Source organism: Pseudomonas sp. SAS7 (assembly GCF_052112345.1).
GTDB classification, from domain to species: domain Bacteria; phylum Pseudomonadota; class Gammaproteobacteria; order Pseudomonadales; family Pseudomonadaceae; genus Aquipseudomonas; species Aquipseudomonas putida_Q.
Window position 1 is genome coordinate 1 of record NZ_JBEGGO010000005.1, and the last position, 25,850, is coordinate 25,850.

Annotated in this window: 26 protein-coding genes; 10 read left to right on the forward strand and 16 right to left on the reverse strand. The window is 62.7% G+C overall.

What is annotated here, in order from left to right; all coding sequences use genetic code 11:
- Positions 1-128: 128 nt before the first annotated feature.
- A complete protein-coding gene (gene tyrS, locus ABI582_RS09740; RefSeq protein ID WP_016497737.1) occupies positions 129-1,328 on the reverse strand; it encodes a tyrosine--tRNA ligase in 1,200 nt (399 codons plus the stop codon).
- A 213-nt stretch (positions 1,329-1,541) separates the two neighbouring features.
- Here tyrS and ABI582_RS09745 point away from each other — a divergent pair, with 213 nt between their 5' ends.
- Positions 1,542-2,963, forward strand: coding sequence for a peptidoglycan DD-metalloendopeptidase family protein (locus ABI582_RS09745; RefSeq protein WP_442119062.1), 1,422 nt, complete (start codon positions 1,542-1,544; stop codon positions 2,961-2,963).
- A gap of 4 nt (positions 2,964-2,967) precedes the next feature.
- Positions 2,968-4,059, forward strand: a complete 1,092-nt coding sequence (locus ABI582_RS09750; RefSeq protein WP_442119063.1) for an anhydro-N-acetylmuramic acid kinase — start codon at positions 2,968-2,970, stop codon at positions 4,057-4,059.
- Positions 4,060-4,118: 59 nt separating this feature from the next.
- On the opposite strand, the gene erpA is transcribed toward ABI582_RS09750, so the two are convergent.
- Positions 4,119-4,469 (reverse strand): iron-sulfur cluster insertion protein ErpA, encoded by a 351-nt coding sequence (erpA, locus tag ABI582_RS09755; protein WP_086974427.1) that lies wholly within the window; start codon positions 4,467-4,469, stop codon positions 4,119-4,121.
- A 145-nt stretch (positions 4,470-4,614) separates the two neighbouring features.
- Positions 4,615-5,649 (reverse strand): N-acetyl-gamma-glutamyl-phosphate reductase, encoded by a 1,035-nt coding sequence (gene argC / locus ABI582_RS09760; protein ID WP_019472953.1) that lies wholly within the window; start codon positions 5,647-5,649, stop codon positions 4,615-4,617.
- A gap of 142 nt (positions 5,650-5,791) precedes the next feature.
- Here argC and hemJ point away from each other — a divergent pair, with 142 nt between their 5' ends.
- From hemJ to ABI582_RS09790, 6 genes are all read left to right on the forward strand, one after another.
- Complete coding sequence (gene hemJ, locus ABI582_RS09765; protein ID WP_338745906.1) at positions 5,792-6,217, forward strand: protoporphyrinogen oxidase HemJ; 426 nt, start codon at positions 5,792-5,794, stop codon at positions 6,215-6,217.
- Positions 6,218-6,245: 28 nt separating this feature from the next.
- Positions 6,246-7,202 (forward strand): NAD(P)H-dependent flavin oxidoreductase, encoded by a 957-nt coding sequence (locus tag ABI582_RS09770; RefSeq protein WP_338745905.1) that lies wholly within the window; start codon positions 6,246-6,248, stop codon positions 7,200-7,202.
- A gap of 67 nt (positions 7,203-7,269) precedes the next feature.
- Positions 7,270-8,052: an SDR family NAD(P)-dependent oxidoreductase gene (locus ABI582_RS09775; protein ID WP_442119064.1), complete on the forward strand. Its 783-nt coding sequence runs from the start codon at positions 7,270-7,272 to the stop codon at positions 8,050-8,052.
- Positions 8,053-8,115: 63 nt separating this feature from the next.
- On the forward strand, positions 8,116-8,454 hold the full coding sequence (locus ABI582_RS09780; protein ID WP_016484636.1) for a histidine triad nucleotide-binding protein: 339 nt from the start codon (positions 8,116-8,118) through the stop codon (positions 8,452-8,454).
- 65 nt (positions 8,455-8,519) lie between these two features.
- Positions 8,520-9,167 (forward strand): 2-polyprenyl-3-methyl-6-methoxy-1,4-benzoquinone monooxygenase, encoded by a 648-nt coding sequence (coq7, locus tag ABI582_RS09785; protein ID WP_086974424.1) that lies wholly within the window; start codon positions 8,520-8,522, stop codon positions 9,165-9,167.
- 10 nt (positions 9,168-9,177) lie between these two features.
- Positions 9,178-10,218 carry a DUF2157 domain-containing protein gene (locus tag ABI582_RS09790; RefSeq protein ID WP_442119065.1) on the forward strand — a complete coding sequence of 347 codons (1,041 nt, stop codon included), beginning with the start codon at positions 9,178-9,180 and terminating at the stop codon, positions 10,216-10,218.
- A 122-nt stretch (positions 10,219-10,340) separates the two neighbouring features.
- Here ABI582_RS09790 and ABI582_RS09795 read toward each other — a convergent pair whose 3' ends face one another.
- The gene (locus tag ABI582_RS09795; RefSeq protein WP_004376171.1) at positions 10,341-10,763 is read right to left on the reverse strand and encodes an OsmC family protein; all 423 of its coding nucleotides are present in this window, start codon (positions 10,761-10,763) and stop codon (positions 10,341-10,343) included.
- Between the two features lie 189 nt (positions 10,764-10,952).
- On the opposite strand from ABI582_RS09795, the gene crp reads away from it, so the two are divergent.
- Positions 10,953-11,597, forward strand: a complete 645-nt coding sequence (gene crp / locus ABI582_RS09800) for a cAMP-activated global transcriptional regulator CRP (RefSeq protein ID WP_016497727.1) — start codon at positions 10,953-10,955, stop codon at positions 11,595-11,597.
- On the opposite strand, the gene ABI582_RS09805 is transcribed toward crp, so the two are convergent.
- The 4 genes from ABI582_RS09805 to ABI582_RS09820 form a co-directional block, all read right to left on the reverse strand.
- Positions 11,594-12,298, reverse strand: coding sequence for a lipoate--protein ligase family protein (locus ABI582_RS09805; RefSeq protein WP_442119066.1), 705 nt, complete (start codon positions 12,296-12,298; stop codon positions 11,594-11,596). The genes crp and ABI582_RS09805 overlap by 4 nt on opposite strands.
- Before the next feature lie 149 nt (positions 12,299-12,447).
- On the reverse strand, positions 12,448-13,281 hold the full coding sequence (gene trpC / locus ABI582_RS09810) for an indole-3-glycerol phosphate synthase TrpC (RefSeq protein ID WP_016497725.1): 834 nt from the start codon (positions 13,279-13,281) through the stop codon (positions 12,448-12,450).
- The gene (trpD, locus tag ABI582_RS09815; protein ID WP_442119067.1) at positions 13,278-14,327 is read right to left on the reverse strand and encodes an anthranilate phosphoribosyltransferase; all 1,050 of its coding nucleotides are present in this window, start codon (positions 14,325-14,327) and stop codon (positions 13,278-13,280) included. The genes trpC and trpD overlap by 4 nt, the downstream gene beginning before the upstream one ends.
- Positions 14,328-14,336: 9 nt before the next feature.
- Positions 14,337-14,930, reverse strand: a complete 594-nt coding sequence (locus tag ABI582_RS09820) for an aminodeoxychorismate/anthranilate synthase component II (protein ID WP_442119068.1) — start codon at positions 14,928-14,930, stop codon at positions 14,337-14,339.
- Between the two features lie 368 nt (positions 14,931-15,298).
- On the opposite strand from ABI582_RS09820, the gene estP reads away from it, so the two are divergent.
- Complete coding sequence (estP, locus tag ABI582_RS09825) at positions 15,299-17,188, forward strand: esterase EstP (RefSeq protein WP_442119069.1); 1,890 nt, start codon at positions 15,299-15,301, stop codon at positions 17,186-17,188.
- A 135-nt stretch (positions 17,189-17,323) separates the two neighbouring features.
- On the opposite strand, the gene trpE is transcribed toward estP, so the two are convergent.
- The 8 genes from trpE to ABI582_RS09865 form a co-directional block, all read right to left on the reverse strand.
- A complete protein-coding gene (gene trpE, locus ABI582_RS09830) occupies positions 17,324-18,805 on the reverse strand; it encodes an anthranilate synthase component I (protein WP_338745900.1) in 1,482 nt (493 codons plus the stop codon).
- 69 nt (positions 18,806-18,874) lie between these two features.
- Positions 18,875-19,693: a phosphoglycolate phosphatase gene (locus ABI582_RS09835; protein ID WP_442119070.1), complete on the reverse strand. Its 819-nt coding sequence runs from the start codon at positions 19,691-19,693 to the stop codon at positions 18,875-18,877.
- Positions 19,690-20,364 carry a ribulose-phosphate 3-epimerase gene (rpe, locus tag ABI582_RS09840; protein WP_049273746.1) on the reverse strand — a complete coding sequence of 225 codons (675 nt, stop codon included), beginning with the start codon at positions 20,362-20,364 and terminating at the stop codon, positions 19,690-19,692. Before rpe ends, ABI582_RS09835 begins: the two co-directional genes overlap by 4 nt.
- A 198-nt stretch (positions 20,365-20,562) precedes the next feature.
- Positions 20,563-21,390 (reverse strand): ABC transporter permease, encoded by an 828-nt coding sequence (locus ABI582_RS09845; protein WP_016497719.1) that lies wholly within the window; start codon positions 21,388-21,390, stop codon positions 20,563-20,565.
- A gap of 11 nt (positions 21,391-21,401) precedes the next feature.
- Entirely contained in the window at positions 21,402-22,649 is a 1,248-nt protein-coding gene (locus tag ABI582_RS09850) for an ABC transporter permease (protein ID WP_442119071.1), read from the reverse strand.
- 66 nt (positions 22,650-22,715) lie between these two features.
- Positions 22,716-23,750: an ABC transporter substrate-binding protein gene (locus ABI582_RS09855; protein WP_338745895.1), complete on the reverse strand. Its 1,035-nt coding sequence runs from the start codon at positions 23,748-23,750 to the stop codon at positions 22,716-22,718.
- Positions 23,751-23,790: 40 nt separating this feature from the next.
- Positions 23,791-24,915 carry an ABC transporter ATP-binding protein gene (locus tag ABI582_RS09860; RefSeq protein WP_442119072.1) on the reverse strand — a complete coding sequence of 375 codons (1,125 nt, stop codon included), beginning with the start codon at positions 24,913-24,915 and terminating at the stop codon, positions 23,791-23,793.
- 297 nt (positions 24,916-25,212) lie between these two features.
- On the reverse strand, positions 25,213-25,845 hold the full coding sequence (locus tag ABI582_RS09865; RefSeq protein WP_442119213.1) for a response regulator: 633 nt from the start codon (positions 25,843-25,845) through the stop codon (positions 25,213-25,215).
- Positions 25,846-25,850 lie beyond the last annotated feature (5 nt).

Sequence of the window (25,850 nt, forward strand, 5' to 3'; positions counted from 1 at the left end):
CTTTAATTTCAGTTATTTGGAATATTCCTGGCGAAGGCCGTGTCAAGGCCCCAAGGCGAACACCCCCAAAAACAAAGCGGGGAGGCCTTTCGGCCTCCCCGCTTCTATATAGCTACACCTGAAAGCACTCACTCAGCCTTGAGGGTAACCCGCGCAAATGACTTCTTGCCCGCCTGGCACACATGGGTCGCACCCAGCGCAAACACGAAGTCACGATCAACTACCGCACCGTCGACCTTAACAGCGCCGCCACTCAGCAGGTCCCGCGCCTGAGCCGAGTTCTTCACCAGGCCAGCCCGGTTCAACACGGCCGCAATCGGCAAGTCTTCCGCTGCAGCCACTTCGACTTCCGGCAGGTCTTCCGGCAACTCGCCTTCTTTCATGCGGTTACCTGCACCACGGTGAGCGTTGGCCGCAGCCTCCTCACCATGGAAGCGCGCAACGATCTCTTCGGCCAGCTTGATCTTGATGTCGCGCGGATTGGCACCCTTGGCGACGTCAGCACGGAACTGCTCGATCTCTTCCATCGAACGGAAGCTCAGCAGCTCGAAGTAACGCCACATCAACGTATCCGGGATCGAGACCAGCTTGCTGTACATCACCCCCGGCGCTTCCTGGATACCTACGTAGTTGCCCAGCGACTTGGACATCTTCTTCACGCCGTCGAGCCCTTCGAGCAACGGCATGGTCACGATGTTCTGCGCTTCCTGGCCATAGGCACGTTGCAGCTCGCGCCCCATCAGCAAGTTGAACTTCTGATCGGTACCCCCCAGCTCGACGTCCGCCTTCAGCGCCACCGAGTCATAGCCCTGCACCAGCGGGTAGAGGAACTCGTGAATGGCGATCGGCTGGTTGGTGGTGTAGCGCTTGTCGAAGTCATCGCGCTCAAGCATGCGCGCCACGGTGTACTGCGACGCCAGGCGAATGAAGTCGGCCGGGGTCAGCTTGTCCATCCAGGTGGAGTTGAACGCAACCTCGGTCTTGGCCGGGTCGAGAATCTTGAACACCTGCTGCTTATAGGTCTCGGCATTGTCCAACACCTGCTCACGGGTCAGCGGCGGGCGCGTTGCGCTCTTGCCGCTGGGGTCACCGATCATGCCGGTGAAGTCACCGATAAGGAAGATGACCTGGTGGCCAAGCTCCTGGAACTGACGCAGCTTGTTGATCAGCACCGTATGGCCAAGGTGCAGGTCAGGCGCAGTCGGGTCAAAGCCGGCCTTGATGCGCAGAGGCTGGCCGCGCTTGAGCTTCTCCACCAGTTCCGACTCGACCAGTACTTCTTCCGCGCCGCGCTTTATAAGCGCCAGCTGCTCTTCAACCGACTTCATAGACAAACCCGCAAGGCTCAGATTCAGGGGGAGCCAACCATACAAGATCGGCCGTCAAATACAAGTTTCGCAAAGGAATGTGACCCGGGCACCGGCTTGCGGCGTCTACGCGCCCTTGCGTGAAAATGGATTTGGTTATATTTTATACAGTTATTTCATCTTCATCATGTCATTCATCTTTTCCATTTCACTTTTTTCAAAGTCACCTTACCCATGACCAACGAACCGCCTAAAGCGCCCCCGCTTTATCCGAAAAGCCATCTGTTGGCCGCCAGCGGCATTGCCGCCCTGCTCAGTCTGGCTCTGCTGGTATTCCCTTCAAGCGAAGTGGAAGCCAAGAAAACCACCCTCAACCTCGAGCTGGAGAGCCCTGCCGAGCAACTGAAAGACGAATCCCGCGCTGCGCCGCTGGTGCAGGCCGAAGGTGAGCAAGGCTCGCCATTCGCCCAGATCGAACAGGCCGCCCCCGAGACCCAGAAGGCCGAGCAATCAACCCCTGCCGCCGAGCCTGTCGCCGAAGCCGCCAAGGAGCCTGGCCACCGCGAGGTGACCGTAGCCCGTGGCGACACACTGTCCACCCTGTTCGCCAAGGTCGGCCTGCCGAGCAATGCCGTGCACGACCTGCTGGCAAGTAACAAGCAGGCCAAGCAGTTCAGCCAGCTCAAGCACGGCCAGGTGCTGCAGTTCGAGCTCGACAAAGATGGCCAGCTGGCCAGCCTGCACAGCAAGGTCAGCAACCTCGAAACCATTCGCCTGACCAAGTCCGCCAAGGGCTACACCTTCAACCGTGAAATCAGCAAGCCGGTGGTGCGTACCGCCTACGCCCACGGCGTGATCAAGAGCTCGCTGTCGGCCTCGGCCCAGCGCGCCGGCCTGTCCCACAGCATGACCATGGACATGGCCCGGGTGCTGGGTTACGACATCGACTTCGCCCAGGATATTCGCCCGGGCGACGAGTTCGACGTGGTCTATGAGCAGAAGGTGATGGACGGCAAGGTGGTCGGCACCGGCAACATCCTGTCCGCCCGCTTCACCAACCGCGGCAAGACCTACACCGCCGTGCGCTACACCAACAAGCAGGGCAACACCACCTACTACACCGCCGACGGCAACAGCCTGCGCAAGGCCTTCATCCGTACGCCGGTGGACTTCGCCCGTATCAGCTCGCGCTTTTCCGCCGGCCGCAAACACCCGATCCTGAACAAGATCCGCGCCCACAAAGGCGTCGACTACGCCGCCCCGCGCGGTACGCCGATCAAGGCTGCCGGTGACGGCCGCATTGAACTGGCCGGGCGCCGTGGTGGTTACGGCAACACCGTGATCATCCAGCACGGCAACCGCTACAAGACGCTGTACGGCCACATGCAGGGCTTTGCCAAAGGCATCAAGACTGGCAGTTCGGTGAAACAAGGCCAGATCATCGGCTACATCGGCACCACCGGCCTGTCCACCGGCCCGCACCTGCACTACGAGTTCCAGGTCAACGGTGTGCACGTCGACCCGCTGAGCCAGAAAGTACCGATGGCCGACCCGATCACCAAGGGCGAACGCCAGCGCTTCCTGCAGCAGAGCCAGCCCCTGATTGCCCGTATGGATCAGGAAAAGGCCACCCTGCTCGCAGCGAACAAGCGCTAAGGCCATGGCGCTCTACCTAGGGGTGATGTCCGGCACCAGCCTCGATGGGCTGGACATTGCCCTGATCGAACAAGGCGAGCAGCTTGAACTGCTCGCCACCCATTACCTGCCAATGCCCGGCGATTTGCGTCAGGACCTGCTTGCACTGTGCAGCAGCGGCCCTGACGAGATCGCGCGCGCGGCGCTGACAGAAAACCGCTGGGCCAGCCTGGCAGGTGAAGGTATCCGCCAACTGCTGGCCCGTCAGGGGCTGCAGGCCGATGCCATCCGCGCCATCGGCAGCCATGGCCAGACCATCCGCCACGAACCCGCACGCGGTTTTACCGTACAGATCGGCAACCCGGCGCTGCTCGCAGAACTTACAGGCATCAGCGTGGTTGCCGACTTCCGCCGGCGCGACGTGGCTGCTGGTGGCCAAGGTGCCCCCTTGGTACCGGCCTTTCACGAAACCCTGTTCGGCCACCTGGGCCAGCGCCTGGCAGTCCTGAACGTGGGGGGTTTCAGCAACCTCAGCCTGATCGAGCAGGACAAGCCGGTCCACGGCTTCGATTGTGGCCCAGGTAACGTGCTGCTGGATGCCTGGATAGAGCGCAAGCGCGGCCAGGCCTACGATGCCGATGGTGCCTGGGCGGCCTCGGGCGTGGTGCAGGCGGGCTTGCTCGGTGTATTGCTGGCCGACCCGTTCTTCGCTGGCAGCGGCCCGAAAAGTACAGGCCGCGAGGTGTTCAACCTGCCTTGGCTGGATGGTCACCTGGCGGGCCTGCCCGCTTACCGGGACGAGGATGTCCAGGCGACGCTGCTGGAGCTTACCGCTCGTAGCATCATCGACTCGCTGAGCAATGCCCAGCAAGGCACCAAGGCGTTGCTGGTGTGTGGTGGTGGCGCGCGTAACGGCGCCCTGATGGCCCGCCTCGGCCAGCTGCTACCCGAGGCCCGTGTCGCCAGCACCGGCGCCCATGGCGTAGACCCTGACTGGGTCGAGGCCATGGCCTTTGCCTGGCTGGCTCATTGCTGCCTCGAAGGCATCAGCGCCAACCGCCCAAGCGTCACAGCGGCCAAGGGCCTGCGGGTGCTGGGCGCAATCTACCCGGCATAACCGCTACACCTGAAAGCAAAACGCCGCGCATTTGCGCGGCGTTTTCGTGTGGCCAGGCCTCAGATCGAGAACGAGGACCCGCAACCGCACGTAGTAGCAGCGTTAGGATTCTTGATCACAAAGCGCGATCCCTCCAGACCTTCCTGGTAGTCCACCTCAGCACCAGCCAGATACTGGAAGCTCATCGGGTCGACCACCAGCGACACGCCTTCGCGCTCGACGATGGTGTCGTCTTCGGCCACATCCTCATCGAAAGTGAAGCCGTACTGGAAGCCCGAGCAACCACCACCGGTCACGAACACCCGCAGTTTCAGACGCTCATTGCCTTCCTCATCGACCAGGTTCTTCACTTTCTGGGCTGCCCCATGGGTGAATTCCAGACCGGTAGGGGTGAAGGTTTCGACGCTCATGTTGACTCTCCCGGCGCAGTTGCCGCCTTAAAACTCGATGACGCGCATTATCCGCTTTCCCGAGAAAATCGGTCAACAATTGTGCGGCTTTAGTCGCGACAACAAATTGGCCCGCACGAGGCGGGCCATTTCGACAGCGGCTTGCTTACGGCAACAAGCCCGCGTGGGACAGGCCCATGCGCTCATCCAGACCAAACAGGATGTTCAGGTTCTGTACCGCCTGGCCCGACGCGCCCTTGACCAGGTTGTCGATCACCGACAGCACCACCACCAGGTCACCACCCTGCGGGCGATGGACGGCAATGCGGCAGACGTTGGCGCCGCGCACACTGCGGGTTTCCGGGTGGCTGCCCGCTGGCATCACATCGACGAACGGTTCGTCGGCGTAACGCTTTTCGAACAGCGCCTGCAGGTCTACCGAGGTGTCGACAACGTTCGCGTACAGGGTGGCGTGGATGCCACGGATCATTGGCGTCAAGTGCGGCACGAAGGTCAGCCCGATGTCCTTGCCAGCGGCCAGGCGCAGGCCCTGGCTGATTTCCGGCAGGTGACGATGGCCCTTGACCGCATAGGCCTTCATGCTTTCGCCGGCCTCGCAGAACAGCGAACCGACTGCGGCACCACGACCCGCGCCACTGACACCCGACTTGCAGTCGGCAATCAGGCGCGACGGGTCGGCCAGGCCCGCTTCCAGCAGCGGCAAGAAGCCCAGCTGGGTGGCGGTCGGGTAGCAACCCGGCACGGCGATCAGGCGCGCCTGGCGAATCTTCTCGCGGTTGACTTCAGGCAGGCCATATACCGCGTCCTTGAGCAGTTCTGGCGCGCCGTGCGGCTGGCCGTACCACTTGCCCCACTCGGTAGCATCCTGCAGGCGGAAGTCGGCCGACAGGTCGATCACCTTGGTACCGGCCGCCAGCAGTTCGCCAGCCAGGGCATGGGCAACACCGTGCGGAGTGGCGAAAAACACCACATCGCAGGCGGCCAGGGCCTTGCTGTCCGGCACGCTGAACGCCAGCCCGTCATAGTGGCCGCGCAGGTTCGGGTACATGTCCGCCACAGCCACGCCCGCCTCGGAGCGCGAAGTGATGACCGCCACTTCGGCCTGTGGATGCTGTGCCAGCAGACGCAACAGTTCGACGCCGGTGTAACCCGTGCCGCCGACGATACCGACCTTGATCATAACGCTTGCCCCTTATCAACGAGCCGTCTGGAAAGCGCACGATAATAGGGGCGCGAAGCGCCTGTAACAACTCTTCGGGTGACCCTTCGGGCGCTTGACCACTACTATCTGACGACCGTGAATACCTGAAGGAACTCCCTCCATGCTTTACCTATGGATCAAAGCGCTGCATATCGTCAGCGTGGTCTGCTGGTTCGCCGGCCTGTTCTACCTGCCGCGGCTGTTCGTCTACCACGCCCAGAGCGAGGACAGCATCAGCAAGGACCGCTTCGTCACCATGGAACGCAAGCTGTACCGCGGCATCATGAACCCGGCAATGATCGCCACCTACGTGTTCGGCGCCTGGATGCTTTACCTCACCCCCGGCTGGCTCAGCCAGGGCTGGCTGCATGCCAAGCTGACCCTGGTCATCCTGCTGACCGGCTACCATCACATGTGCGGTGCCCAACGCAAACGCTTCGCCAACGGCAACAACACCCGCAGCCATGTCTACTATCGGTGGTTCAACGAAGTGCCCGTGCTGTTCCTGCTGGGCATCGTAATTCTGGTGGTGGTCAAACCGTTCTGACATAGCCACCCGTTCAAGGAGCCTTGCCATGTCGCTACCTGCCTCGCTCGAACAACGCCTGCGCCTGCCTGTGGTTGCGGCGCCGATGTTCCTGATCTCCAACCCGACACTGGTGCTGGCGTGCTGCGCCAGCGGCGTGGTCGGCAGTTTCCCGGCCCTCAACCAGCGCGACAGCGCCGGCTTCAAGGCCTGGCTGGAGGAGATCGAGGCAGGCTTGGCGCAATTGCAGGCGCCAGCCCCCTATGCCGTCAACCTGATCGTGCACCCGACCAACCCACGCCTGCAGGCCGACCTGGCTTTGTGCGTGGAACATCGCGTGCCGATCGTCATCACCAGCCTGGGGGCGGTCAAGGAAGTGGTCGATGCCGTGCACGGCTACGGCGGCCTGGTGTTCCACGATGTCACCACCCGCCGCCATGCCGAGAAAGCCGCCGAAGCGGGTGTCGACGGGCTGATCGCCGTCGCTGCCGGCGCAGGCGGCCATGCAGGCACCTGGAGCCCGTTCGCCCTGGCCGCAGAGATTCGCCAGTTCTTCGACAAGACCCTGCTGCTGGCCGGCTGCCTCAACCACGGCCACGAAATCCTCGCCGCACAATTGCTGGGCGCCGACCTGGCTTACATGGGCACGCGCTTTATCGCTACTACAGAAAGCCAGGCTCAGGATGCCTACAAGCAGATGCTGCTCGATGCGCACGCCGCCGACATCATTCACACCCCGGCGGTGTCCGGCATCCCTGCCAGCTTCCTGCGCCCGAGCCTGGAGCAGGCTGGCTACGACATGAACGCCCTCAAAGGCGGCCACGAGCAAGGCAAGCTCAAACCTATCGACGACGAAGCCAAAGCCTGGAAGACCGTATGGTCGGCGGGCCAGGGCGTCGGCGAAATCCATGACCTGCCCAGTGCCAGTGCATTGATCGAACGGCTCCACAGTGAGTACCGGGAAGCCCTTGAGCGCTGCCAGATTCTGCGCGCCCGCACCTTGTAGCAAAACGCAACACCTTGCCCGGCCAAGCTGTACACTAGGCGCCCTCTTTCGCCCCCAGGAGCCCAGCATGACCCGTTACGCCATGATCACTGGTGCTTCCAGCGGCCTGGGCCTGGCCCTGGCGGAAGCGCTGGCACGGCGCGGGCGCAACCTGATCCTGGTGGCACGTCAGCGTGAAACGCTGGAACCCGTGGCCATCGAACTTACCCAGCGCTTCGGTGTCGAGGTGCTGTTCCGCGCCTGCGACCTCAGCCAGCCGCTGCGCCTGTCGGGCTTCGTGCTGGAACTGGAAGAAGGCGAACGGCGTATCGACCTGCTGGTCAACTGCGCCGGCTTGCGCACCTACGGGCCTTTTCTGGCCCATGAGTGGGCCGACGAACAGGACCTGCTGGAGGTCAACGTTCTGGCCCTGAGCCGCCTGTGCCACGCCATCGGCAACCTGATGGCCGTGCAGGGTGGCGGGCAAATCCTCAACGTCGCTGGCCTGGCCGGGGTGGCACCGGGCCCGTGGATGGCGGCCTATGCCGCCAGCAAGGCGTACGTGCTGAGCTTTTCCCAGGCACTGCGCGAAGAGCTCAAGCGTGCCGGCATCAAGGTCTCGGTGCTGTGCCCCGGGCCGGTACGCTCCCCGCGCCGGCGCATTGCCCGCCTCGACGGCAAACCCCGCTGCCTCAGCCCCGAGGAAGTCGCGCTGTACACAGTACGTGCGCTGGACAAGAACCGCGCGCTGATCATGCCCGGCCGGCGCAACCGCTGGCTGGCATTCGTCCCGCGCCTGCTGCCGCGCTGGCTGGTGTGCAAACTGGCCGGCGCCATCCACCGCCGCTATTGCCCGGCCGGCATGGAATAGCCACTGGGCGAGCGGCGCTCGGCTGAGTACACTCGGCCCGACCCTCACCATGGAGCAAGTGCTGTGGACGATCTATTCCTCAAAATCATCAACCGGGAAATCCCGGCGGATATCATCTACGAAGACGACCAGGTCCTGGCCTTCAAGGACATTGCACCCGCGGCACCGGTACATTTTCTGGTCATCCCGAAAAAACACATCCGCACGCTCAATGACCTGACCGAAGAAGACAAGGCCCTGGCTGGCCACATCCTGTTCACCGCCCAGCGCCTGGCTGTGGAGCAAGGCTGCGAGGAAGGTTTCCGCGTGGTCATGAACTGCAACCCGAAAGGCGGCCAGACCGTCTATCACATCCATATGCACGTGCTTGGCCAGCGCCAGATGAACTGGCCACCGGGCTGATCCACGGCAAGCGACCCCGCCGCTATTGCGGTAAACTGTCGGGCACATTCTTGCGGAGGTGCCCGATGGCTACCGAACGTCACTACTCGCCGCTCGACCGCTTGTTGCTGCAGGCCGATACCGCCATGCGCACCCTGCTGCCCTTCAGCGGCCAACCCGCCCGGCCATCACCGGCCATTGTCCAGCCGGACGCAGATCTGGACGAGCAGCAGACCCGCCACATCGCCGGGCTGATGCGTATCAACCACACCGGTGAAGTGTGTGCCCAGGCGCTGTACCAGGGCCAGGCGCTGACCGCCAAGCTGCCCCAGGTACGCAAGGCCATGGAGCATGCTGCCGAGGAAGAAGTGGACCACCTGGCCTGGTGCGAGCAACGCATTCGCCAGCTGAACAGTCACCCAAGCGTGCTCAACCCCCTGTTCTACGGCATGTCGTTCGGCATCGGCGCACTCGCCGGCCTGGTCAGCGACAAGGTCAGCCTGGGCTTCGTCGCCGCCACCGAGCACCAGGTGTGCAAGCACCTCGACGAGCACCTGGAGCAGATCCCGCACGAAGACGAAAAGTCCCGGGCCATTCTCGAGCAGATGCGCATCGACGAAGAGCAGCACGCCGAGTCTGCACTGGAAGCCGGTGGTTATCGCTTCCCGGCCCCTGTCCGCTTTGGCATGAGCTTGCTGGCCAAGGTCATGACCAAGAGCACCTACCGTATCTGAAGGCATCGCCATGACGGACCGTTTCGACGCCAAGGACCTGGCGCGCGCCGTGCAAGCCGGCATTCTCCAGCCGGGCCAGGACCAGGCCCTGCTGGTGTTCCTGCGCCAGGAACCGGCACACCGGGGCAGCTTCCAGCTGGCCCATGTCGCTTTCTATTTCGGCGCCATGCTGATCATGGCGGCCATGGGCTGGTTGCTCACCGAAGCCTGGATGAGCATCGGTGACAGCGCGCTGTTGGTCATCGCCAGCCTCTATATCCTGCTGATCACCTTGTTCGCCCTCAACCTGCAGCGCCGCGGCCAGCCCGTGGCTGCAGGGGTGCTGGCGGCCGTCGCTGTCAGCATCGTGCCACTGGCAGTGTTCGCCATCGAACGCCTGGTGGGCTGGTGGCCACTGGACGACGCGCAAGCCAACTATCACCAGTACTACACCTACGTGCAGGGCGGCTGGCTGGCGATGGAGGCGGCCACGGTGCTCGCCGGGCTGCTGATGCTGCGGCTGATCCCCTACCCGTTCGTCGTGATGCCGATAGCCGTGGCCTTGTGGTTCATGTCGATGGACCTGAGCGAATGGTTCTTCGGCTCGCCGTTCAGCTGGGAGCAGCGCCGCGAGGTTTCGCTGTGGTTCGGGTTGGCTTTGCTGGTGGTGTTCCTGGTGATAGACGGCCGCACGCGAGAGGACTATGCCCGCTGGGGCTACCTGGCCGGGCTGGCGGCATTCTGGGGCGGGCTGACGCTGATGGACAGTGGCAGTGAGTTGGGCAAGGCCCTGTACTGCCTGATCAACATCGTGCTGATGGGCATGGCGGTGCTGCTGCGCCGGCCGGTGTTCATGGTGTTTGGTGCGCTGGGGGTGGCGGCTTACCTGGGGTACCTGTCGTACGAGGTGTTTGCCCAGTCGCTGCTGTTCCCGGTGGTGGTGACCTTGATCGGGCTGGGGGTTATCTGGCTGGGGCTGGTTTACCAGAAGCGGCGGGAGCGGTTGAGCCAAGTGATGCGAGGATGGCTGCCAGGGTGGGTGCAAGCTGCACTGCCCGCGCTTCGGAGCTGACATTGTCGGGGCTGCTTCGCAGCCCATCGCGACACAAGGCCGCTCCTACAAGGGAGCGCGTACTTCCTGTAGGAGCGGCCTTGCGTCGCGATGGGCCGCGAAGCGGCCCCAAAATTTCAGCTTTAACCCAGCTCTACAATCTCGTACCCATGGGTAATCTCCACCCCGGCACGTTCGAGCATGATCGAAGCCGAGCAGTACTTCTCTGCCGACAGCTCCACCGCCCGCTTTACCTGCGCTTCTTTCAGCCCACGCCCCTTCACCACGAAGTTCATGTGAATCTTGGTGAACACCTTCGGGTCTTCGCTGGCGCGCTCGGCTTCCAGAAACGCCTCGCAGCTTTCAACCGCCTGGCGCGACTTCTTCAGGATGCTCACCACGTCAAAGCTGCTGCAGCCACCCAGGCCCAACAGCAACATTTCCATCGGGCGCACACCCAGGTTGCGGCCGCCGGCCTCGGGCGGGCCGTCCATCACGACGACATGACCACTCCCCGATTCGCCGAGGAACATGGCCTCACCGGCCCACTGGATACGTGCCTTCATCTACCCGGACTCCTGATATTCGGAAAAGGGTGTCAGCTTAGACCTTGTGCGGCTGTGGGAAAAGCACGAGACGTGTCGGTTTAGTACCGAAACATCCGGTGACGTCTGATAAGCTGGCGCCAAATGAATGGCGCTTGCGCCAGACAGCCTTATAAAAAGCCTACGGGTCGTATCGAACAGGATTTCGTGATGGTTGCCTCCGCCCTACCCGCCAAGATCAAGAACATCGACAAGCTGCTGGTACACTGCCAGCGCCGCCGCTATACCGCCAAGAGCAACATCATCTGCGCCGGCGACCGGGCCGAGACACTGTCGTTCATCATCAAGGGGTCGGTGACCATCCTCATCGAAGACGACGACGGCCGTGAAATGATCATTGCCTATCTCAACAATGGCGATTTCTTTGGCGAGCTGGGGTTGTTCGAGCCGGTTGACGGCGAACAGCAGCGCAGTGCCTGGGTGCGAGCCAAGACTGAGTGCGAAGTGGCCGAGATCAGCTACGAGAAGTTTCGCGAACTGGCGCGCCAGGACCCGGAAATCCTCTATGCCCTGGGCAGCCAGATGGCCCAGCGCCTTCGCAACACTACACGCAAGGTCGGCGACCTGGCATTTTTCGACGTCACCGGGCGGGTTGCCCGTTGCCTGCTGGAATTGTGCAAGCAACCCGATGCCATGACCCACCCCGACGGCATGCAGATCAAGATCACCCGGCAGGAAATCGGGCGAATCGTCGGTTGCTCCCGGGAAATGGTCGGCCGCGTCCTCAAGGACCTTGAAGAGCGCAGCCTGGTGCAGGTCAAAGGGAAGACCATGGTGGTCTACGGCACCCGTTAATCTTTGGGCAGGTCTGCAAGCACCTTGGCGTAGGCCTGCGACAAGCGCTCGAACCAGGGCGCCGCAGGCGCCACTTCATGCAAGGCGATGTGTGCATCGGCGCGGCAGCGTTGCTCCAGCTCGCAGCACTCGTTGAAGCGGTTGACCGCCGCCACCATCGACTCACGCTCGTTGTCCAGCAGCAACGCACCGTGCACCAGCACTACCGGGCGCTTGCCACCCAGGCCCTGACGCCAGCGCTGGGCGGTGCCCACCAGCTTGCGGCCATTGAGGTTGACGTTGTAACGGCCATCGCAGAACGCCCCGTCGATTTCACCCACCGACGCCACCCCGCCCCACTCGCGCAATACATCGCACAGCGGAAGGCACAGGCGCTCGTAGGCGCTTTCGATACGGCCGTGATCGCCTTCGCTGCGCGGGGCAACGTAGACCAGTGCAACGTTCACGGTGGAATGGGATTGAGGCACCGGCTCACCGCCAGTCTCGCGCAGCAGCACCGGCCAGCCGGCAATCGCCAGCTCCGAGCAGGCGGCTTCGAAGTTGTCCAGGCGGCTCATGCGCCGGGGCATGACCAGGGCATGGTCGGTAGGGCGCCAGAACAGCACGCCACTTTCGCGTTCGCCGCGGCACACTGCGGCCAGCAGGTCCTGTTCGGCGTGCAGGCCTTGCTCGACGGTCATGGCCAGGGGTTGATCGGTCATTGATCCACCTTTGATGTTGTTTTTGATGGCCTCTTCGCGGGCATACCCGCTCCCACATGTCTAGCACAGGGCTTAAGCGTGGTGAAGCACCCGCGAAAGGGCCATGTCAGGCATACAAAAAAGCCGGCAAAAACGCCGGCTTCATTTGATCAGTCCAGGTGCTGAACTGTCTTCTTCACTTGTTCGGGGAAGAACAACCGCTGCAACTCCAGCCCAGGCTGCTCAGCGCGCATGAACGCCTCGCCCACCAGGAACGAGTAAACCTCGTTGATTGCCATCAGCTCGACATCGGCCCGGTTGAGAATACCGCTCTCGGTAATCGCCAGGCGATCACGCGGAATGCGCGGTAGCAGGTCAAGGGTGGTTTCCAGGCTGACCTCGAAGGTGTGCAGGTTGCGGTTGTTCACCCCCACCAGCGGCGTATCCAGGGTTTTCAACGCGCGCTCAAGCTCATCGCCATCGTGCACTTCCACCAGCACGTCGAGGCCGACGTCTTTTGCGGTCGCGGCCAGTTCGGCCATTTTCACGTCGTCCAGCGCCGAGACGATCAGCAGCACGCAGTCCGCGCCCAAGGCCCGGGCTTCGACGATCTGGTAAGGGTCGACCATGAAGTCCTTGCGGATCACCGGCAGCGAAACGGCAGCGCGTGCCTGCTGCAGGTACTCATCGGCACCCTGGAAGTAATCGACATCGGTCAGCACCGAGAGACAGGTAGCGCCGCCCTTCTCGTAGCTGACAGCGATTTCCGCCGGCACGAAGTGCTCGCGGATCACGCCCTTGCTCGGCGAAGCCTTCTTGATCTCGGCGATCACCGCTGGCTGCTTGCGCTTGGCCTGCTCGATCAGCGCATTGGCGAAGCCCCGCGGGGCATCGGCAACCTTGGCCAGGCCTTCCAGTTCGGCGAGGCTGACGCGCGCGCTGCGCTCGGCCACTTCCTGGAACTTGCGGGCAATGATCCTTTCCAGCACCGTCGGCACACTCATGCTTCGTTCTCCACCTTGAATACTGCAGTAAAGGCACCCAGTTCCTGCAGCTTCTCCCAGGCCAGCCCGGTGTGCAGTACGTCGTGGGCCAGTTCCACACCTTGAGCCAGGGTCATTGCATGATCGGCGGCATACAGTGCCGCGCCTGCGTTGAGCACGATCATTTCCGCAGCCTTCTGGCCGTTTTCGGTCTTGCGCCGGCCCAGCGCATCGCGGATCAACTCCAGCGACGCCTGCGGGTTCTCGACGGCAAGGCCATGCAAGCTCTGGCTCTTCATGCCGAGGTCTTCCGGTTCGACCCAGTATTCAGTAATTTCGTCGTTTTTAAGTTCGGCAACGAAGGTGGGTGCAGCCAGGCTGAACTCATCCAGGCCGTCCTTCGAGTGCACCACCAGTACATGCTTGCTGCCCAGGCGTTGCAGTACCTCGGCCAACGGGCGGCACAAGGCCTGGGCGAACACGCCGACCACCTGGTGCTTCACTCCGGCCGGATTCGTAAGCGGGCCGAGCATGTTGAACAGGGTACGCAACCCCAGGTCGCGACGCGGGCCAGCGGCATGCTTCATGGCCGAGTGATGGCTTTGTGCGAACATGAAGCCGATGCCGAGGCTGTCAATGCAGCGGGCCACCTGGGTTGGCGTCAGGTTCAGATAAATGCCTGCAGCTTCCAGCAGGTCGGCACTGCCGCTCTTGCCCGACACTGCGCGGTTGCCGTGCTTGGCCACGGTGCAGCCCGCCGCCGCCAGGACGAACGAAGACGCGGTGGACACGTTGAAAATATTGGCGCCGTCACCGCCGGTGCCGACGATATCCACCACGCCATCCAGGCTTTTCAGTTCAACCTTGTCGGCCAGCTCACGCATCACCGACACCGCGCCGACGATTTCGTCGATGCTTTCACTCTTCATGCGCATGCCCATCAGGAAGGCGCCGATCTGCGCCTCGCTGCACTGGCCGGTCATGATCTGGCGCATGACATCGCGCATTTCTTCGGTAGACAGGTCCAGCTGGCCGACGATACGGCTCAACGCGCTCTTGATATCCATGTTCGATCCTTAGCGGCGGCCGCCGGTCTGCTTGAGGAAGTTGGCGAACAGCTCGTGGCCCTGCTCGGTCAGGATCGACTCGGGGTGGAACTGCACCCCTTCGATATTCAGCGTTTTGTGGCGCAGGCCCATGATCTCGTCGACCGAACCGTCTGCATGAGCGGTCCAGGCAGTTACTTCCAGGCAATCGGGCAAGGTTTCGCGCTTGACCACCAGCGAATGGTAGCGGGTCACGGTCAGCGGTTTGTTGAGGCCGGCGAATACGCCCAGGTCACGGTGGTGTACCGGGCTGGTCTTGCCGTGCATCACCTGGCGGGCACGCACCACGTCACCGCCAAAGGCCTGGCCGATGGACTGGTGCCCCAGGCACACGCCCAGGATCGGCAGCTTGCCGGCAAAATGCAGGATGGCCTCGATGGACACACCCGCTTCGCTGGGCGTGCACGGGCCTGGGGATACGACGATGCGCTCGGGGTTGAGGGCTTCGATCTGGGCGATGGTCATTTCGTCATTGCGAATGACCTTGACCTCGGCACCCAGCTCGCCAAGGTACTGAACGACGTTGTAAGTGAATGAGTCGTAATTGTCGATCATCAGTAACATGGTGTTAAACCTCTTGAATTTACTGACTTCAAAATTCGAACCTTCTTGCAGCCGCCACAGGCACGGCTTCGCCACAAAGGGCTGTAAAGAAGAAGGCAAACAGGGGCGGGCCGGGCGGGCCGGCAGGGGATAGAGTCAGGCGCGCCAACGCCAGCGGGCGTGGGCCTTGATTACGCGCATCAAGAGTTTACTGACGATCAACACAGGATAGGTCTCGCTCATACGTCCCGGCACAGTAGCTTACCGGGGCGGCGGGCGCAATATGCCTGTAAACACGGGGAAACGAATGGACTTGGGAGGGATGCACTGCGATTTGCTAAGGTCGATTGCGCAGCCCTTCATAAAAACAAAGAAAAGGATGTTCCCTGATGCGAAAAGCCCCGTTATTGCGCTTTACCTTCGCTTCACTGGCCCTGGCCTGCAGCCAGGCGTTCGCCGCACCCTCGCCCTACTCAACCCTGATCGTGTTTGGCGACAGCCTCGCCGATGCGGGGCAGTTTCCCGACCTGAGCGGCGGTACCTCAGGCCTACGGTCCACCAACCGCGGTGCCGATGGCAACTTTGCCCCGGTGTCACCGATGATCCTCGGTGGCCGACTGGGGGTCACACCAGACGACCTGAACCCTTCAACATCGATAGGCATCCGCCCCGATGGCAACAACTGGGCTGTCGGCGGCTATACCACCCAGCAGATCCTGGATTCGATCACGACCACGTCCAAGACCGTCATCCCGCCAGGGAACCCCGGCGGCGGGCAGGTACTGCGAGAAAAACCCGGCTATCTGGCCAACGGCCTGCGCGCCGACCCCAATGCTTTGTACTACCTGACTGGCGGCGGCAACGATTTCCTGCAAGGCCTGGTGAACAGCCCGACCGACGCCGTAGCCGCCGGTGCCCGCCTTGCGGCCAGCGCCCAGGCGCTGCAACAAGGTGGCGCCCGCTACATCATGGTCTGGCTGCTGCCCGACCTCGGCCAAACGCCCAACTTCAGCGGCACGCCGCAGCAAAACCCGCTATCACTGCTGTCTGGCGCGTTCAACCAGTCACTGATCAGCCAACTGGGTCAGATCGATGCCGAGATCATCCCGCTGAACATCCCCGTGCTGCTGAGCGAGGCATTGGCCAGCCCCACCCAGTTCGGCCTGGCCAGCGACCAGAACCTGGTCGGTACCTGCTACAGCGGCGCCAGCTGCGTGGAAAACCCGGTGTACGGTATCAATGGCACAAGCCCAGACCCGACAAAGCTGCTGTTCAACGACTCGGTGCACCCGACCATCGCTGGCCAGCAACTGATTGCCGACTACGCCTATTCGATCATCTCCGCCCCGTGGGAACTGACGCTACTACCGGAAATGGCCCACGCCAGCCTGCGCGCCCACCAGGACGAACTGCGCAACCAATGGCAGACGCCCTGGCAGGCCGTTGGCCAATGGCAGGCCTTCGTCGCCACCGGTACCCAGGACTTGGACTTCGACAGCCAGCGCAGCTCAGCCAGCGGCGATGGCCGCGGCTATAACCTGACCGTGGGCGGCAGCTATCGCCTGAACGACGCCTGGCGTTTGGGCCTGGCCGGCGGCGCATATCGGCAAAAGCTGGAGGCCGGCGCCAATGATTCGGACTACAAACTGAACAGCTACCTGGCCAGCGCCTTCGCCCAGTACCGCCAGGACCGCTGGTGGGCCGATGCTGCGCTGACCGCCGGGCACCTGGACTACAGCGACCTCAAGCGCACCTTCGCCCTCGGCGTGAACGAGCGCAGCGAAAAGGGCGACACCGACGGCGAGGCCTGGGCGATGTCCGGGCGGCTGGGCTACAACCTGGCGGCAGACAGCAGCAGTTGGCAGCTGGCGCCATTCATCAGTGCCGACTATGCGCGCGTGAAGGTGGATGGCTACAACGAGAAGAGCGGGCGCTCGACAGCACTGGGCTTCGACGACCAGGAACGCACGTCACGCCGCCTGGGGGTGGGGCTGTTGGGCAGTGTCCAGGTGCTGCCAGGCACTCGGCTGTTTGCCGAGGTAGCGCAGGAGCATGAGTTCGAGGATGACCAGCAGGATGTGACGATGCACCTGACCAGCTTGCCGGCCAACGACTTCACCCTGACCGGTTATACCCCGAACAGCGACCTGACCCGGGCGAGCCTGGGGGTGAGCCATGAAGTGGTGGCAGGGGTGCATTTGCGCGGGAACTATAACTGGCGCAAGAGTGATGAGTTGACGCAGCAGGGGGTGAGCCTGGGGGTGAGCGTGGACTTCTGAATTGCTGGGGCCGCTTTGCGGCCCTTTCGCGGCACAAGGCCGCTCCTACAGGGACCGCGCAGGTCCCGGGATTTGCGCGATTCCCTGTAGGAGCGGCCTTGTGCCGCGAAGGGCTGGACAGCAGCCCCAATCTGTTTATTCAGCCGACGTCTGCTCTGCAAGCGCCACCGCACGGAACATGGCCCGGCGCTTGTTGATGGTTTCTTCCCATTCCAGCGCCGGCACCGAGTCGGCAACAATGCCGCCCCCGGCCTGTACATGCAGTTCGCCATCCTTGATCACGGCAGTACGGATGGCAATCGCGGTGTCCATGTTGCCGTTCCAGGCAAAGTAGCCGACTGCACCACCGTAAACCCCACGTTTGACCGGCTCCAGCTCGTCGATGATTTCCATCGCGCGAATCTTCGGCGCACCCGACAGGGTGCCAGCCGGCAGGATCGCCCGCAGCGCATCCATCGCCGTCAGCCCTTCACGCAGCTGGCCGGTGACGTTGGAGACAATGTGCATCACGTTGGAGTAACGCTCGATCACCATCTTCTCGGTCAGGCGCACACTGCCGGTCGAGGACACACGGCCGACGTCGTTGCGGCCCAGGTCGATCAGCATCAGGTGTTCGGCGATTTCCTTGTCGTCCGACAGCAGGTCGTCTTCCAGCGCGCGGTCGGCTTCTTCGGTCGCGCCACGCGGGCGGGTACCGGCAATCGGGCGCACGGTGACCAGGTTGTCCTCGACCCGCACCAGCACCTCGGGCGAGCTGCCGACCACATGGAAGTCGCCGAAGTTGAAGAAGTACATGTACGGCGTCGGGTTGAAGCAGCGCAGCGCACGGTACAGGTCGATGGGCGCAGCCTTGAAGTCGATCGACATGCGTTGCGACGGCACCACCTGCATGCAGTCGCCGGCCAAGATGTACTCCTTGATACGGCCAACCGCGTTCTCGTAGTCGTCGCGGGTATAGCTGGAGCGGAATTCCGGCTCGGCGGCCTGCGGGCCACTCAGGTCCAGGCCGCGGCGCGGGGTGATCGGCTGACGCAGGGTTTCCAGCAGGCCTTGCAGGCGTGCATGCCCCTGTTCAAAGGCCTGATCTTCAGCCGGGTCGACCAGCACGATGGCGTGCATCTTGCCTGCCAGGTTGTCGAACACCACCACCGCATCGGACACCATCAGCAGGATATCCGGCACGCCCAGCGGGTCCGGGTTGGGGCTGGCGCCCAGGCGCTTTTCCACATAGCGCACGCAGTCATAGCCGAAATACCCTACCAGGCCGCCATTGAAACGCGGCAGGCCGGGGATGTCGGCAACCTTGTAGCGGTCCTTGAAGGTTTCAACAAACGCCAGCGGGTCTTCGACATCGTGGCTTTCAACCTCGATGCCATCCTGCAGGATGCTGACGTGGTAGCCGTGCACACGCATCACGGTGCGCGACGGCAGGCCGATCATCGAATAACGGCCCCATTTCTCGCCACCCTGTACCGATTCGAGGAGGTACGAGTTGGGCTGGTCAGCCAGTTTCAGGTAGATCGACAGCGGCGTGTCGAAGTCGGCCAGGGTTTCGCAGGCCAGGGGGATGCGGTTGTAGCCGGCAGCGGCCAGGCGCAGGAATTCTTCGCGGTTCATGAGTAGCCTCGTGGCAAGCAGCAATAGGTCAGGCAAACGGACGGGCCGGCACGCGCCGGCAGGCTGAAGTCAGGCGCGCCAACGCCAACGGGCCAGGGCCTTGATGACTTTCATCCAGAATTTGCCAGTAACCACCACGGTGGGCTCTCTGTCTTGTGAGGCTTGAAGGTTGGCCAACGTTATCCCAGTGGCCGGGTCTGCGCAACCGGGCAACAATGCGCGCAGGTCGTCGATCACCAGGTTGGGAGATTCATCGTGGATCGGCCGGCCATGGTTGTAGCCGTAGGTCAGCCCCACGCACTGCACGCCAGCCGCCTTGGCCGCCAGTACGTCACTGCGCGAATCGCCGATGAACAGCGACTGCTGCGGGGTAACGCTGGCCATCTGCATGACAAACAGCAAAGCCGCCGGGTCTGGCTTTTTCTGCGGCAGGGTGTCGCCGCCAATGATCCAGCGGAAGTAGTTGCCGATTTTCATCTGGTCCAGCAGCGGGCCGACGAAGCGCTCGGGCTTGTTGGTGATCAGGGCCATTTCAACGCCCCGCTTGCGCAGCCAGCGCAGGGTGTCTTGCACACCGGGGTAGACCACGGTCAGCTCATGGCTTTGCGCATAAGCGTCCATGAACAGCGCCAGCGCCTGATCAGCCAGCGCATCGTCCACGGCGGCGTGGTCTATGCCACCCGCCAGTGCACGGCGCACCAGCACCTGGGCGCCATTGCCAACCCAGTGGCGTACTGCCTCAAGGCCGGCGGGCGGGCGCCCCAGTTCGAGCAGCATGCGGTCCACGGCGGCGGCCAGGTCTGGCACGGAATCGATCAGGGTACCGTCCAGATCGAACATCACCAGCTTCGGCAGCGTCCCCGGGAACAGCTGCTCGAAGCCACTCATGGGCGGGCCTGAGCCAGTTCGGCGCGCATCTTGGCGATGACTTCCTGGTAGTCCGGGGCGTTGAAGATTGCCGAACCGGCCACGAAGGTGTCGGCGCCAGCGGCAGCGATCTCGCGGATGTTGTTGACGTTCACGCCACCGTCGATTTCCAGGCGGATATCACGGCCACTGGCGTCGATCAGCGCACGCGCCTCGCGCAGCTTGTCGAGGGTGCCCGGGATGAACTTCTGCCCGCCAAAGCCTGGGTTGACGCTCATCAGCAGCACCATGTCGACTTTGTCCATCACGTACTTCAGGGCATCCAGGCTGCTGGCCGGGTTGAACACCAGGCCGGCCTTGCAGCCGCCGTCCTTGATCAGTTGCAGCGAACGGTCGACGTGCTGCGAGGCTTCCGGGTGGAAGGTGATGTAGGTGGCGCCGGCTTCGATGAAGTCGCCGATGATGCGGTCGACCGGGCTGACCATCAGGTGCACGTCGATCGGCGCGGTAACACCGTACTTGCGCAGGGCGGTGCAGACCATCGGGCCAATGGTCAGGTTGGGAACGTAGTGGTTGTCCATGACATCGAAGTGGACGATGTCGGCACCCGCAGCCAATACCTTGTCGACGTCCTCACCCAGGCGGGCGAAATCGGCGGAGAGGATGGAGGGGGCAATAGCGTAGGGCTGCATGGCGCACCTGTTGGCAGAATCACGGTGGCGCGCATTGTAACCCAGGCGAACGGGTAGAGGCTGATTGGTATCAATTGGTGTCGACCAGCTGTTTCAACCTGTGCCGGCCTCTTCGCGGCTAAAGCCGCTCCCACAGGGGCCGCACAATCCTGTGGGAGCGGCGTTAGCCGCGAAGAGGCCGGAGCAGGCGACCCATCATCAGGCCGGTTGCTGGGTTCTCAGCTTCTCGCTGCGCCCACGCAACCACTCCAGGGTCAGCAGCAACACCACCGAGAACGCAATCAGCAAGGTCGCCGCCGCAGCAATGGTCGGGCTCAGGTTTTCGCGGATACCACTGAACATTTGCCGCGGCAGGGTCGCCTGCTCCGGCCCGGCCAGGAACAGTGTCACCACCACCTCGTCGAACGACGTCGCAAAGGCAAACAGCGCCCCCGAGATCACCCCGGGCGCAATCAGCGGCAGGGTCACCCGACGGAAGGCCAGCAGCGGCGACGCACCCAGGCTGGCAGCGGCCCGCACCAGGTTGTAGTTGAAGCCCTGCAAAGTTGCCGACACGGTAATGATGACGAACGGTACACCCAGCACCGCATGCACCAGAATCAGCGAGGTGAAGCTGTTACCCATACCCAGCGGGGCAAAGAACAGGTAGCTGGCCACACCGATGATCACTACAGGCACCACCATCGGTGAAATCACCAGCGCCATTACCAGCGACTTGCCGGGGAAATCGCCACGGGTCAGGCCAATGGCCGCAAGGGTGCCGAAAACCATGGCCAGCACCGTGGCCGCCGGGGCGACGATGATGCTGTTTTTAAGTGCCCGCATCCATTCGGCCGAGCCGAAGAAGTCCTGGTACCACTGCAACGAAAAGCCCTGCAGCGGGTAGACCAGGAAGCTGCCACTGTTGAACGACAGCGGCACGATCACCAGCACCGGCAAGATCAGGAACAGCAAAACCAGTCCGCAAAGAATGCGCAGGCTGTAGAACCAGACCCGCTCCACGGGCGACATATAGGGGCTCAACATGGCAAGGCTCCTCAGCTCAGGCGCAGGCGGCTGGCGCCGACCAGCCAGCTATAGATCAGGTACAACAGCACGGTAGCCAAAAGCAACAGCCCACCCAGCGCGGTGGCCATGCCCCAGTTGATGCTGGTGTTGGTGTAAAAGGCCACGAAGTAGCTGACCATCTGGTCGTTCGGGCTCCCCAGCAGCGCCGGGGTGATGTAGTAGCCGATGGCCAGGATGAACACCAGCAGGCAACCCGCGCCAACACCGGCATAGGTCTGCGGGAAATACACCCGCCAGAAGCTGGCGAACGGGTGGCAGCCCAGCGAGATCGCCGCACGCATATAGCTGGGCGAAATGCCCTTCATCACGCTGTACAGCGGCAGGATCATGAACGGCAGCAGGATGTGCACCATGGAGATGTACACACCGGTGCGGTTGAACACCAGTTCCAGCGGCTGGTCGATGATGCCCATGGCCATCAGTGCACTGTTGATCAGGCCACCCGACTGCAGCAGCACGATCCACGCTGCCACCCGCACCAGGATCGAGGTCCAGAACGGCAGCAGCACCAGAATCATCAGCAGGTTGCTCTGCCGGGTCGGCAGGTTGGCCAAGAGGTAGGCCAGCGGGTAAGCCAGCACCAGGCAGATGGCGGTAATCACCACACCCATCCACAGTGTGCGGGCAAAGATATCCAGGTAAATGGCTTGGTCCGGCGTGGCCTTGGCCAGCTCGCCCAGGTCGTCGATGCGGTGGTCGACGGAAGCCAGCAGGTAGAACGAGGTCACCGTACTGGTATTGCGGCGTATCGCCTGCCAGTAGGCTGGGTCGCCCCAACGCTCGTCGACGGCCTGCAGGGCGTCTTTATAAGAGGCAGGCTCGGCCTTGAATGGCAGTGCGCGGGCGGTCTTGGTCAACAAGCTGCGGTAGCCGGCCAGTTCCATGTTCAGGCGCTTGGAAAGGTCGCCAAGGGTCTGGTTCTTGCGCGACTCGGCCAGGTCCTGGCTCAGCGCCTTGTACACATCCTCGCCCGGCAAGCTCTTGCCATCCCACTGGCTGATGATGTCTACCGTGCGTGGCAGGCCGGCGGCCACTTCCGGGTTGCCGACGCTCTTGTACAGCAGCGCCGCGATCGGCACCAGGAACACCAGCAGAAGAAACAGCGCCAGCGGCGCGATCAACGCCTGCGCCTTCCAGCGGTTGACCCGTTCGGCGTGTTTCAGGCGCTGCTTGAGACTAGGACCTGCGCCTTCGTTGAGGGGCACTGCAATGGCCATGGCGAACTCCGCAAAACAGGGAAACGGGGAGCACCGGCCCAAAGGCCAGCGCCCCTTTGATGCGCCTTACTTCTTCGCCGCCCAGGCGTTGAAGCGTTGCTCCAGCTGCTCGCTGTTGTCGGCCCAGAAGGCCACGTCGATCTGCACCTGGTTGGCAATGTTCTCAGGCGTGGTCGGCATGTCCTTCTTCACCTCATCCGACAGCAGGCTTACGGCCTTGGAGTTGGCCGGGCCGTAGGCGATGTTCTCGGAGTAGATCTTCTGCTGCTCGGGCTTGACGCTGTAGGCGATGAACTTCTTCGCCTCTTCGACGTTCTTGGCACCTTTAGGGATCGCCCAGGCGTCAAAGTCGTAGATACCGCCGTTCCACACCACCTTGAGGTTGCTCTCTTTCTGCACAGCGGCAATACGGCCGTTGTAGGCAGAGCTCATGACCACGTCGCCTGAAGCCAGGAACTGCGGTGGCTGTGCACCCGCTTCCCACCACTGGATGCTGGGCTTGAGTTCATCGAGTTTCTTGAAGGCGCGGTCCTGGCCTTCTTTGGTCGCCAGCACCTTGTAGACGTCCTTGGGCGCAACGCCATCGGCCATCAGTGCAAATTCCATCGTGTACTTGGCGCCCTTGCGCAGGCCACGCTTGCCCGGGAACTGCTTGGTGTCCCAGAAATCGGCCCAGCTGGTAGGTGCGGTCTTGAGCTTGTCGGCGTTGTAGGCCATGACCGTGGACCAGACGAAGAAGCCCACGCCGCAAGGTTGGATGGCACCAGGCACGTAATCGGCCTCGCTGCCGAACAGGGCTGGGTCAAGCTCTTCGAACATGCCCTCATCGCACCCGCGCGCCAGCTCTGGCGACTCAACCTCTACCAGGTTCCACGACACGCTCTTGGTGTCGACCATCGCCTTGACCTTGGCCATTTCGCCGTTGTACTCACCGGCGACGATCTTGCCATTACCCGCCTTCTCCCATGGCTCGTAGAACGCCTTTACCTGGGCAGCCTTGTTGGCGCCCCCGAACGAAATCACGGTGAGGTCTGCGGCCATGGCCTGGCCAGCGGCGAACAGCCCCAGGGCCAGGGCGGTCAGTTTCAACGGCTTGCGCATTCTTGTTCTCTCCACAGTACAGGGTTGGTGAAGCAATCCATCAATGGGCTTCGGCAATCGGATCGAGCGCGCGGGCGTGCTCCACCTCCCAGCCCAGCGGTACCACATCGCCCACGGCCAGGGCCGGGTCGAGCTCGGCAATCGGCTGTTTCACGAAGAAATCGGCCTTGCCGCAAACTTCCAGGCGCACCCGCACGTGGTCGCCCAGGTAAATGAATTCGGCCACCCGGCCAGAGAAGCGGTTGACGCAGCGCTCGCTGTGGCCATTCAGGCGCACACGCTCCGGGCGAATCGACAGGGTTACCGGCTCGCCGGCCTGGCCGACGTTCACCGCCAGCGCTTCGACCCGCTCGCCGCGCGGCAGCTGCACCTGGCAGCGCTTGCCATCGCTGGCCAGCAGGGTGCCGTTGATACGGTTGTTCTCGCCGATGAAGTTGGCGACGAAGGTATTGCAGGGTTCTTCGTACAGCGTGCGCGGGTCGGCGATCTGCTGGATCTCGCCCTGGTGGAACACTGCCACGCGGTCGGACATGGTCAGCGCTTCGCCCTGATCGTGGGTCACGTACACCACGGTCACGCCAAGGCGCTGGTGGATGTGCTTGATCTCCATCTGCATGTGTTCACGCAGCTGCTTGTCCAACGCGCCGAGCGGTTCGTCCATCAGCACCAGCTGCGGCTCGAACACCAGCGCACGGGCCAGGGCCACACGCTGCTGCTGGCCACCGGAAAGCTGGCCGGGGTAGCGCTTGGCAAACGCATCGAGCTGGACCATGTTCAGCACGCGCTTGACCCGCTCGCTGATGTCGGTCTTGCTCAGGTTGCGCACGCTCAGCGGAAAGGCCAGGTTCTCGGCCACAGTCATGTGCGGGAACAGCGCGTAGTTCTGGAACACCATGCCGATGTCGCGCTTGTGCGGCGGCACGTTGTTGATCGAGCGCCCGGCCAGCTGGATTTCACCGGCAGTAGGGGTTTCGAAGCCGGCCAGCATCATCAGGCTGGTGGTCTTGCCCGAGCCGGACGGGCCAAGCAGGGTAAGGAACTCGCCCTTGCGGATGTCCAGGTTGAGGTCTTTGACGATCAGCGACTCGCCGTCGTAGCTCTTCTGCACACCACGGAAGCTGACCAGCGTTTCGCTGCTTGCAGCGTTCGACTTCGCCTCGCTCATGCCTGCACCTTCTTGTTGGATGACTGCGTAGGCAAAAGAGTAGAAGAGCCGCAAGCGCCCGAAAATCGGGGGCACTGAGAGAATGCCATCATCCGGATGGAAGATTCGTTGTAGGGATTGCCCTACAAAGATGGCGGGATTTGAATACTCGTCCTGAGCATCACACTGTCCCCTGTGGGAGCGGGTTCACCCGCGAAAGGGCCAGGCCTGCCATGTGAGGTGCCTGGGCAGGCCTCTTCGCGGGTGAACCCGCTCCCACACGAGGCTGGTGCAGGCGGCGAAAAGCCTATGTCGCAATCAGACCAGCTTGTGTTCCATGGCGTACTTCACCAGCTCCGCCAGCGAGTTCACTTTCAGCTTTTGCATCAAGCGCGCCTTGTGGGTGCTGATGGTCTTGCTCGACAGCGCCAGCTGCTGGGCAATGTCGTTGACGTTGGCGCCCTGGGCCAAGCGCTCGAACACCGAAAATTCCCGCTCCGACAGCAGCGTGTGCAATGGCCGGGACTCGGTCAGCCCCACTTCGAACACCATGCGGTCGGCCAGTGACGGGTCGATGTAACGCCCGCCACTTGCCACCCGACGTATCGCGGTCAGTAGCAGCGCCGGGTCACTGTCCTTGGTGGCATAGCCCGCCGCACCAGCCTTCAGCGCCCGCGCCGCCATCTGTGCCTCGTCGTGCATCGACAGCATCAGGATTGCCGGCGCATCGTGCAGGGCACGGATCCGCGGGATCGCCTCCAGGCCGTTCACCCCCGGCATCGAGATATCCAGCAGCACCACTTCGCACGGCGTGTGGCGCAGGGCTTCGAGCAACTGCTCACCATTCCCGGCCTCCCCCACCACCTGCATGTCCTTGGCCAGGCCAATCAACTGCTTGATGCCTTCACGGACAATGGTGTGGTCTTCGGCCACCAGTACTCGAATCACGATTGCTC